The sequence below is a fragment of the Collinsella aerofaciens genome, from assembly GCF_019131995.1.
GTDB lineage: Bacteria > Actinomycetota > Coriobacteriia > Coriobacteriales > Coriobacteriaceae > Collinsella > Collinsella aerofaciens_S.
Genome location: NZ_JAHONA010000046.1, coordinates 1 through 9,630, shown reverse-complemented (window position 1 = coordinate 9,630; position 9,630 = coordinate 1). Strand labels below are relative to the sequence as shown.

Sequence of the window (9,630 nt, the reverse complement as noted above, 5' to 3'; positions counted from 1 at the left end):
GCGCGGGCGCCCGGTCGGCGGCCCGTTCTGGGCGCGCCTCAATCGTAGCCCGAGATGGTCCCGGGCTGACAATTTCGACTGTAATGGACGTTCTTAAACGACTACTTGCTCGCGAAGAGCCAGATCAGGATGATCACCAGGATTGCGGTGACGATGCAGACGATGGCGCCGGTGAATTTGATGCGTGAGTCGCGGGTACGCTCGCGCACCGCGTCCTCGGTGGCTTCGAGCTGGGTAACCTCTCGCTCGGTCTCGGCGTGTTCGGCTTTGTCTCGGGCCAAGGATCCTGCAAGCGACTCAGTGATCTCTGGGTGGTCGTGCACCTCGGTCGCCTGTTCGATAATCGACTGCGCATGCGCGGCATCTGCTTGGGCGTTGGCTATGCTCTGCTCTTGGTCGCGGCGTGCCTTGTCCTCGGCGGCGATCTTCTCGCGCAGTTCGCGCTGGCGCGTTGCAGCGGCGGTTTTTGCGGTCTGCAGCTCGTCGCGCGCGGCATCGGCCTCTGCCGTCACGGCCTGATGGGCTCGCTTGGCGTCGGCGATGGGGGCCTGCGCCTGTTCGACGGCCTGCTCGGCTGCGGCAAGCGAGTGCTCAAGGTCGGCGGTGATGCGTGGGACATCTTCTTCGGCTTTTCGCAGGGCATCTGCCGTGTCGGAGATTTGCATCGAGAGCTCGCTGGTGCGCACCGTATAGTTGGCGGGATTTGCCGAGGGATTGCGTTGCAGCTCGGCATACTCATGACGCAGCGTCTCGAGTTGGGCGCGCGTGGCGTCGACGGTTTGTTGTGCGGCGGCAATGCCGGCGTCTCGCTCGGCCTGCACTTTGTCGCGGATGCGCTTGGAATCCTCAAGACGGCGAACGAGGCGGTTGCCGGTCTCGCGCGAGCTCGCCTCGCGGGCCTCCACGGCATCGAGCGCGGCCTTCAGGCGGAGCTCAGTCGCGTCATCCTCTGTCTTCATTTGTTCGAACTGCCCCTTGAGCTCTGTCGCTTTGGCGGCGTGGACATCACGGTCAATCTCGGCTGCCGCAGCGGTCTTTTGCGCTGTGGCGATCGCCTGGCGCTGGTCGGCGACGATCTGGTCGTAGCGGCCTGCGATATCCTGGCGCGTTTCGAGTTCCTCGGCCTGATCGGCAATGCGCTGCTCAAGTTCGGCCAGGTGGGCGCGGGCATCGGCAAGTGCCTTTTTCGCGGCATTCATCTCGCGCATGGCCGAGGCGCCCTGGGCGATAAAGGTGCCCACGGCGTTCGCAGTGTTCGAGACGGCGGTCCCCAGATCGCGGCTCGCGGCGGGGGAATGCGGGGCGGTCGGGCGAGCGGTGTCGGCAGCGTCCGCATCGGCAGCCTGCGGCGCGGCGATATTGCCGGTACCGCCCTCGACCACAGAAAAGCCTGCTGCGTGCGGATCGACCGCATCGGCGCCAATCGTGGGGTGCTCGAGCTGCAGAAACGAGGGCATGGTGCTGCCCTGGTCGGCAACCGGAGTCTCGCCGGGCACAAAGGTCGAGGCCGCCTCGGCGGCCTCCTCTTCCTCGGCATCGATATCGGCATCGGCGACGGCGTTTTTCATCGCTTTGACAGCATCCATCATGGAGTCCATGACGGCATCGAGCTCTTCTTCCGAAGACACCTCGATGGGGCCCGCTGCTTGCGGGGCGTCGTCCTGTACAGGGGCGTCGTCCTGTGCGGGCGCATCGTCGTTTTGCTCATCGGCGTTTTCTGTTTCGGGGGTTTGCGCCGTAGCGCTTTCGTCCAAGATGGGGTCGTCGATGTCGATACCATCGCAGGTCACAGCGTCAGTATCTGCGGTGACGTCTGCGGGATCATCAATATGCTGTTGAGTCTGGGGGTCCAGCTCGTCTGTCATAGGCATGTGCTCCTCATCGTTGTTTGTCACCCTATGATAAAGTCTCGCGCCGACATCCCGCGCGCCGCAGCAAAGTTTCAAAACGTGTTCGATGGCTCGATCTGATAACAATAACTCGGTCGCTTTATTCAGTTTGTACTTGACAATCCCTTCGCCGAACGACGTGGTGCCGTTCGCCTACCGTGGTCTTTTATTTTCGCTTGAACGCGCTAAAGTTGCATCTCAGCTTTTGGCGCGTTTATTTGGATGCGCGCAGTCGGCGGGTTCGCCCGTCGCGATTTGAAAGGACTTTGTATGGGACTTTTCACTGGTAAGACCGTGATCGTCACCGGCGGCGGCAAGGCCACGCTTAAGGACGGTTCCGCTGGCTCCATCGGCTACGGCATCGATATCGCATTTGCCAAGGAGGGCGCGAACCTCGTCATCACCGGCCGCAACGTCGCCAAGCTCGAGGCCGCCAAGGAGTCTCTCGAGGCCGAGTACGGTGTCAAGGTTCTGCCTGTTCAGGCCGATGTCTCGGCTGGTCAGGACAACGAGGCCGTCGTCCAGAACGTCATCGACAAGGCCATTGAGGAGTTCGGCCGCATCGACGCCGTCGTCAACAATGCTCAGGCTAGCGCCTCGGGCGTGACCATCGCCGATCACACCATGGATCAGTTTAACCTGGCCATTTACTCCGGTCTGTATGCTACCTATCTGTACATGCAGAAGGCCTATCCGCACCTGAAGGAGACCAAGGGCTCCGTGGTCAACTTCGCTTCGGGCGCCGGCCTGTTTGGCAACTATGGCCAGTGCAGCTATGCTGCCGCCAAGGAGGGCATCCGCGGCCTGACCCGCGTTGCCGCCAACGAGTGGGGCAAGGACGGCATCAACGTCAATATCGTTTGCCCGCTTGCTTGGACCGCTGCGCTCGAGAACTTCCAGGATGCCTATCCCGAGGCGTTTAAGGCCAACGTCCACATGCCGCCGGCGGGTCACTACGGCGACGTCGAGAAGGAAATCGGCCGCGTGGTCGTTCAGCTCTGCGGTCCCGACTTTAAGTACATGAACGGCGAGACCGTCACCCTCGAGGGTGGCATGGGCCAGCGGCCTTAGGGGTTACGGCGTTTTACCAAACGCCGTAACGGGCCGACGCTGCAAACCCGCCAGAGCGGCAATCTGACGTTCAACTTCAAGGGCGCGACCAGAAGGTCAGCGCCCTTTCGTTTCACGTCACCTTGCTCGCTCTGGCGGGTTTTCGCTGTCGGTACCAAAACATCGGCGTTACCTTTGTTGTTGGTAATGACTTAGTCGTTGGGGACGTTCTTAAACGACTATGACCCCTTTGCATCAGTTTCTGTCGAGTCGGTGCTTCTTGCGGGTTGCCCGTATAATGGTTTGCGTATGAACCGCAACCAAGGAGTTCCAGTTTATGGACCAGAGCCTTTTTAAATTCGACCTGATCGCCGAAGACCCGACGACGCACGCGCGTGCCGGCGTGTTGCACACCCCGCACGGTGACATTGAGACACCGATTTTTATGCCCGTGGGCACCAAGGCAAACGTCAAGGGCATTCCTACCGAGACCGTTAAGCAGCTCGGTGCGCAGATCGTGCTCGCCAACACCTACCACCTGTCCATGCGTCCCGGCGAGGACACCATCGCCGAGCTGGGCGGACTGCACAAGTTTATGAACTGGCACGGCCCCATCCTCACCGACTCGGGCGGTTTCCAGGTCTTCAGTCACAACGACGCCGTCAAGCTCACCGACGAGGGCGTGCGCTTTATCGTCAACGATTACGACGGTCGCCACGTGTTCTGGACGCCCGAGGATAACATGGAAATCGCCATGAAGCTCGGCTCCGACATCTGCATGCAGCTCGACCAGTGCCCGGGCTATCCCGCCACGCGCTCCTACGTTGAGCGCGCCGTGGAGCTGTCGAGCATGTGGGCCGAGCGCTGCTATAAGGCGCATACCCGCGATGACCAGGCACTCTTTGGTATCGTTCAGGGCGGCATGCACCTGGATCTGCGCCTGCGCTCGCTGCGCCATCTGGAGGAGTGCGGCGACTTCCCCGGTTACGGCATTGGCGGCTACTCGGTGGGCGAGGACCACGAGACTATGTTCGAGACGCTGGCGCCGCTCGTGAGTGAGTACATGCCCAAGCACAAGCCGCGCTACCTGATGGGCGTCGGCAACCCCACCACCCTCGTGCGCGGTGTGGGCGTGGGCATCGACATGTTCGACTGCGTGCTGCCGACGCGCACCGGCCGTATGGGCACGGCGTTCTCCAGCGAGGGTCGCCTCAACTTCCGCAACGCGCGCTTTGCGCACGATGACGGCCCCATCGACCCCACCTGCACCTGTCCGGTGTGCACGGGCGGCTACAGCCGCGCGCTCATCCGTCACATGGTCACGCAGAAGGAGATGCTCGGCGGCATTCTGCTTTCGATGCATAACATCTACTACTTGCTCAACCTTATGCAGCGTGCCCGCCAGGCCATTATCGAGGGCCGCTACGGCGCGTTTGTGAGCGACTGGATGAACAGCCCTGCGGCGGTGGACTACTAAGAGCGGCGCGGGCGCTTGCAGGCACTCGCGCGATGTCGAGACCGCGTGCCAATCGACCGCGCGCAGCCGTCGCCGGGCATCGCATTCGCCGGCGTCGGTTGCGCGACCGCTAACCGATAGCTTGCAAGCACTTGATACATCGTGGGTACCATACCGAATAGTTGATGCTCGGGCGGGTGTTTGACGCATGGCGTCGACCCCGCCCGTTTTTCTTTTTCTCGATAGGAGCACCCATGATTAAGAATGAGAACGTCGAGGGCGAGCCTGCCTACGACGAGACGTATCGCCGCGGTCCCGTGGTCATGCGCGGCCCCATGATTCCTAAGGACAACACCTACGCCAACCTGCTGGCGCCTGAAGATTCGACCGACTGGTTGCACGCCGATCCGTGGCGCGTGCTGCGCATCCAGGCCGAGTTTGTCGATGGCTTCGGCGCGCTTGCCGAGCTTGGTCCTGCAGTGACCATCTTCGGCAGCGCCCGCACGCCCAAGACCGATCCACTCTACAAGGCGGCGCGCGCGGTCGGCCGTAAGATTGCCCAGCGCGGCGTGGCGGTTATCACCGGTGGCGGCCCCGGCATCATGGAGGCGGCCAACAGGGGAGCGGCGAGCGTCAACGGCAAGTCAGTTGGTTTGGGCATTGAACTGCCGCACGAGCAGGGGCTCAACAAATATGTGAACCTCGGTATGGACTTCCGCTACTTCTTTGTGCGCAAGACCATGTTCGTCAAATACAGCTCGGGCGCTATCGTGTTTCCCGGCGGGTTTGGCACGCTCGACGAGATGTTCGAGGTGCTCACGCTGGTGCAAACGCACAAGGTCAAGCGCATGCCGCTTGTGCTGGTAGGCAGCGAGTACTGGCAGGGCCTATTCGACTGGCTTAACGGTCCGGTGATGGACGCCGGTATGATCAGCCCGCTCGATCCGGAACTGGTGCACATCACCGACGACCTCAACGAGGCCGTCGACATTGCGCTCAGCGGGCTGATGTAGGGCGAGGTGCCTGTCGTTGTAGTAATGAAAACGGCAGATTGATGCTATTTAACATCAGTCTGCCATCTAAACTGGGTATACTGATGCAAAAGACGAGGCTAGGAGGTCGCGTATGTCTACTGCAACGGTTAAGCCTACGACGGTTCGAATCGAAGAGGGGCTCAAGGAGCAGGCGACTGAGTTCTTGGATTCGGTCGGCCTCAGCCTCAATTCCTATCTCAATCTTGCCGTTCGGCAGCTGGTAAATCAGCGAAAGATTCCTTTTGAGATTGTAGGAAGGGCGGAGGTGCCCAACGAGGCGACGAGGCGTGCCATGGTGATCGCCGAGGCTCATGAGTTGGGGATTTTGCCGGACGATAGCCCGTCATTCAATAACGCTGATGAGCTTATGTCATTCCTCGATGAGGAATAGCGATGTTCGAGATTAAAGTCGAGGCTCAATTTAAGGCGGACTACAAACGAACGATGCGCATGCATCCGCAGCTAAAAAGTGAGTTTAAAGCGGCGATTGCAGAGCTTGTGGCTCATGGGTCGCTTCCGGCGGAGTATGGCGCCCACGAGCTCTCAAACCCGGGCGGAAACTACAACGGCCACATCGATTTCCACCTATCCGATGGCTTGGTCGATGTGGTCGTTCTGTACTTGCCGCATAAGACGAATCCTGTGCTCCGACTGGTCAGAATGGGCTCGCATGAGGAACTGTTCCAGGGCCCGCAGGGCTGATCGCCGATTTCTAAGTTGCGGTGGAATAGGGATTGATTGGCGGCTAATAAGCCAAAACAGTCCCTATTCCACCGCAAGCGGTAAAGGTACCCCTAGTGGATGGGCTGGTAGCAGGGGCAGTAGCTGATGGCGATGGCGTCGACGCCTACATGGGTGGCGATGGTGCAGCCGATGGGGCCGGTGCCGGCGTCTACATAGTCTTGGCCTGCGAGTGCTTGGCTGACGAGCTCCTGCTCCTCGGCGGCGCCGGTCGTGAGCACGCGCACGCTTGAGCCCGGGTGCTCGTCCAAAAACGCGAGGCAATCTGCCATGGTGTTGGCGACGATGCGCTTGGCGCCGCGGCCCTTTTTGATTGCCTTGATCTCGCCCGATTTCCACTCCGGCGAAACGGCCAGGCGAATGTTGAGCATCTGCGTCAGCTGGCCGGCGAGCTTGGGCGCGCGGCCGTTCTTAACGAGATTCTCGAGCGTTCGGGGAATCAGCAGCAGGTGGGCGTCGGGCAGCGTCGCGCGGATCTGCGCCTCGGTCTCGTCCAGGCTGCGGCCATCTTCGCGCATGGCCCGCGCGTACTCCACCAGCAGGCCCTCGGCGCCCGAGCCGGTGCGCGAGTCGATGCAGCGCACGTCGAGCTCGTGCGTCTCGGCCGTCAGACTGGCGTTGGCATAGCAGGCGGACCACTCGCTGCACAGCGAGATAAAGATGGCGCTATCGTGGCCGTCGGCGTGCACGCGGTCAAAGAGCTCCTTGAACTCGCCGGCACTCGGCTGCGAGGTGTGCGGCAACTGCTCGGAGCCGGCCATGCGGGCGACGTACTCCTGGGCGGTAATCTGCACCTGGTCGAGCAGGTCCTCGCCCTCGATAATCACATGCAGCGGAATCACGTAAATGCCGAGCTCTTGGGCGCGGGCGGGGGAGATGTCCGACGTGGAGTCGGTTATGATGGCAAAAGACATAATTGCACCTTTCGTTGGGGCGCTTGCGCGCCGCCTTCTGAGAGCAAAGTGCGACAAGTATAGTGGAGTTGCTCTACATTGCTAGGTTCAATTGTTGAATAGTCAACAGTTTGAAGTGACGGTGTGGAAATCATCAACTGGGGAAGAGGGATGCCGATGGCGGCATTACAGCTATGCGAGCGGCCGATTGTGCTGTTTGATTTTGACGGCACGGTGGCAGATACGGGTCGGGCGGTGATGACCTCGACGCGCAAGGCGCTTGCCGCGCGCGGGTTTTCGGAGGCGCAGATGGGTGACCTGCGCCGCATGATCGGGCCGCCCCTGTGGAAGAGCTTTCACGACTTTTATGGCTTCTCCCGCGAGGAGTCGCTTGTGGTGGCTGATGAGTACCGTGCCTTTTTTGATGAGCTGGGACCGGAAGAGTATCCCGTGTTCGATGGAATCCCCGAGCTGCTGGATGGGTTGGTCGCCCAGGGCAAGCGCTTGGCCGTGGCGACGTCGCGCATGGAGGCAAAGTGCATTGACATGGTGGGCGAGCTGGGGCTTTCGCAGTTTGAGGCGGTGGTTGGCATGAATCCACCGCAGGGGCGCGAGACCAAGGCCGATTCGGTTCGCGACGCGTTGGCGGCCTTGGGTGCGGCCGCGGACGATGCCGTGATGATCGGCGATCGCTTCAACGATGTGGAGGGCGCGCACGCAATGGGCGTACCGTGCATTGGTATCTATTCGGGCGCGGCGGCACCGGGCGAGCACGAGGCGGCGGGTGCCGATGCAGTGGTGCACTCGGTGGCCGAGCTTGCTAAACTTTTCGCTATCTAATAGACGCAATGTGAGGGGCGGGCGTACCCGTCGCTCATTGGTAAGGAGGTCGTCCATGAATCAGGTGGAGCAGAGCGTTACCGAGTATGTCGACGAGGTCTGGGAGGACGTCGTCGCCGATATCGAGCAGCTGGTGAGTTATCCGTCCGTAGCCGTTGCTGCCGATGCGGAGCCTAGCGCGCCGTTTGGCCGCCCGGTTCGTGATGCGCTCGATTGCGCGCTCGGCATTGCGCAAAAGCTCGGCTACCAGACGAGCGACGACGAGGGCTATGTGGGCATTGCCGATATCCCGGGTCGCGGCGACAAGCAGCTCGCGACTATCTGCCACGTGGACGTGGTGCCCGCCGGCCCCGGCTGGAACACCGACCCGTTTGCGATGGAGCGTCGCGAGGGCTGGCTGCTCGGCCGTGGCGTGATTGATGACAAGGGTCCGGCGGTGTTGTCGCTCTACGCCGGTGCCTACCTGATCAAGCACGGCATTGTGCCGCGCTATACCTTCCGCGCGCTGCTGGGCTGCGATGAGGAAGTGGGCATGTCCGACGTTCACCATTATCTGGAGAACCACGCAGACCCTGACTTTCTGTTTACGCCCGATGCCGAGTTCCCGGTCTGCAATGCCGAGAAGGGCCAGTTTGGGGCGACGTTTGTGAGCCCCAAGATCGACGGCGGCCGCATCGTATCGTGGAGCGGCGCCGAGGCGAGCAACGCCATTCCGTCGCAGTCTATCTGCGAGCTTGCGATTGCCGCCGATGAACTGCCGGCGCCCATTGAGAACGCCGACCGCCTGGAGATCACGGCGCTCGAGAACGGCCATGCCCAGATTTTCGCGCACGGTATCGGTGGCCATGCTTCGATGCCCGAGGGGACGATCAACTCCGTCGGCCTGATCGTGACGTACCTGCGCGAGGCCGAGGACGCGTTTGGTGCCCGTGACGAGCGCCTGCTGACGCCTGCCGAGCACGAGTTCGTCAAGTTCCTGGCCTTTGTACATGCAGACGCCTATGGCCGCGGCCTGGGTATCGATGCGACGAGCTCGGCGTTTGGCCCGCTTACCTGCAACGCTGGCGTCATCCGCGTGGCGGATGGCCATATTGAGCAGGTCATCGACGTGCGCTTCCCCGACAGCACGAGTGCCGATACCATCCGCGAGCAGCTCGACCCGCTCGTGGGCCGTTTTGGCGTGACGTGCCAGCTGGGTCGCGCTAAGGTGCCGTTCTCGGTGTCTGCCGACGATCCGGCCGTGAAGGCGCTTATCGATACCTATAACGAGTTTACGGGCAAGCATGCCAAGCCCTTTGCCATGGGCGGCGGCACGTACGCGCGCAACTTTGCCCGCGCCGTCTCGTTTGGCCCCGAGGAGACCGGCCTGGAGCTGCCCGCATGGGGCGGCCAGATGCACGGCCCCAACGAGTGCGCCAACGAGGAACAGCTTAAACAGGCGCTCAAGATCTATATTGTTGCGATCCTGCGCCTCAACGAACTTGAGCTGTAGGGCTTCCCCAGGCACCCGACCTTGCCCCTCAAACCGTCGCTTGCGTACCAAAGTACGCGGCGCTCCTCTTTCGGGGCAATCTCGGGCACCTGGGAAACCCCTATATCCTGCTTGGATACAAACTTGCATTACGAGCCCGGTGCTTCGGCCCGGGCTTTTTCTGTTGCGGTGGGGTAGTCATTGGGTGTTCCTATAGTTTTGTCAACCGTCGGGGCTACTCCCGGTAGGGCACCCG

9 protein-coding genes are annotated in these 9,630 nt (G+C 61.5%); 7 read left to right on the top strand and 2 right to left on the bottom strand.

Annotated features, from left to right (window positions below; translation table 11 throughout):
- Window positions 1-101: 101 nt before the first annotated feature.
- Window positions 102-1,865: a coiled-coil domain-containing protein gene (locus KSY82_RS09870; protein WP_217751085.1), complete on the bottom strand. Its 1,764-nt coding sequence runs from the start codon at window positions 1,863-1,865 to the stop codon at window positions 102-104.
- Window positions 1,866-2,159: 294 nt separating this feature from the next.
- Here KSY82_RS09870 and KSY82_RS09865 point away from each other — a divergent pair, with 294 nt between their 5' ends.
- The 5 genes from KSY82_RS09865 (at window position 2,160) to KSY82_RS09845 (ending at window position 6,131) form a co-directional block, all read left to right on the top strand.
- Window positions 2,160-2,960, top strand: coding sequence for an SDR family NAD(P)-dependent oxidoreductase (locus tag KSY82_RS09865; protein ID WP_006235414.1), 801 nt, complete (start codon window positions 2,160-2,162; stop codon window positions 2,958-2,960).
- A gap of 316 nt (window positions 2,961-3,276) precedes the next feature.
- Window positions 3,277-4,416, top strand: a complete 1,140-nt coding sequence (gene tgt / locus KSY82_RS09860; protein ID WP_217751084.1) for a tRNA guanosine(34) transglycosylase Tgt — start codon at window positions 3,277-3,279, stop codon at window positions 4,414-4,416.
- Window positions 4,417-4,649: 233 nt separating this feature from the next.
- The gene (locus tag KSY82_RS09855; RefSeq protein ID WP_217751083.1) at window positions 4,650-5,408 is read left to right on the top strand and encodes an LOG family protein; all 759 of its coding nucleotides are present in this window, start codon (window positions 4,650-4,652) and stop codon (window positions 5,406-5,408) included.
- Window positions 5,409-5,520: 112 nt separating this feature from the next.
- Window positions 5,521-5,820, top strand: coding sequence for a type II toxin-antitoxin system RelB/DinJ family antitoxin (locus tag KSY82_RS09850; RefSeq protein WP_022093815.1), 300 nt, complete (start codon window positions 5,521-5,523; stop codon window positions 5,818-5,820).
- Between the two features lie 2 nt (window positions 5,821-5,822).
- Window positions 5,823-6,131, top strand: coding sequence for a type II toxin-antitoxin system RelE/ParE family toxin (locus tag KSY82_RS09845; protein WP_217751082.1), 309 nt, complete (start codon window positions 5,823-5,825; stop codon window positions 6,129-6,131).
- 92 nt (window positions 6,132-6,223) lie between these two features.
- On the opposite strand, the gene KSY82_RS09840 is transcribed toward KSY82_RS09845, so the two are convergent.
- Window positions 6,224-7,084 carry a DegV family protein gene (locus tag KSY82_RS09840; RefSeq protein WP_217751081.1) on the bottom strand — a complete coding sequence of 287 codons (861 nt, stop codon included), beginning with the start codon at window positions 7,082-7,084 and terminating at the stop codon, window positions 6,224-6,226.
- A 156-nt stretch (window positions 7,085-7,240) separates the two neighbouring features.
- On the opposite strand from KSY82_RS09840, the gene KSY82_RS09835 reads away from it, so the two are divergent.
- Both KSY82_RS09835 and KSY82_RS09830 read left to right on the top strand, forming a co-directional pair.
- The gene (locus KSY82_RS09835; protein WP_254881807.1) at window positions 7,241-7,903 is read left to right on the top strand and encodes an HAD hydrolase-like protein; all 663 of its coding nucleotides are present in this window, start codon (window positions 7,241-7,243) and stop codon (window positions 7,901-7,903) included.
- A 55-nt stretch (window positions 7,904-7,958) separates the two neighbouring features.
- Window positions 7,959-9,395, top strand: coding sequence for a M20 family metallopeptidase (locus KSY82_RS09830; RefSeq protein WP_217751080.1), 1,437 nt, complete (start codon window positions 7,959-7,961; stop codon window positions 9,393-9,395).
- Window positions 9,396-9,630: the final 235 nt, after the last annotated feature.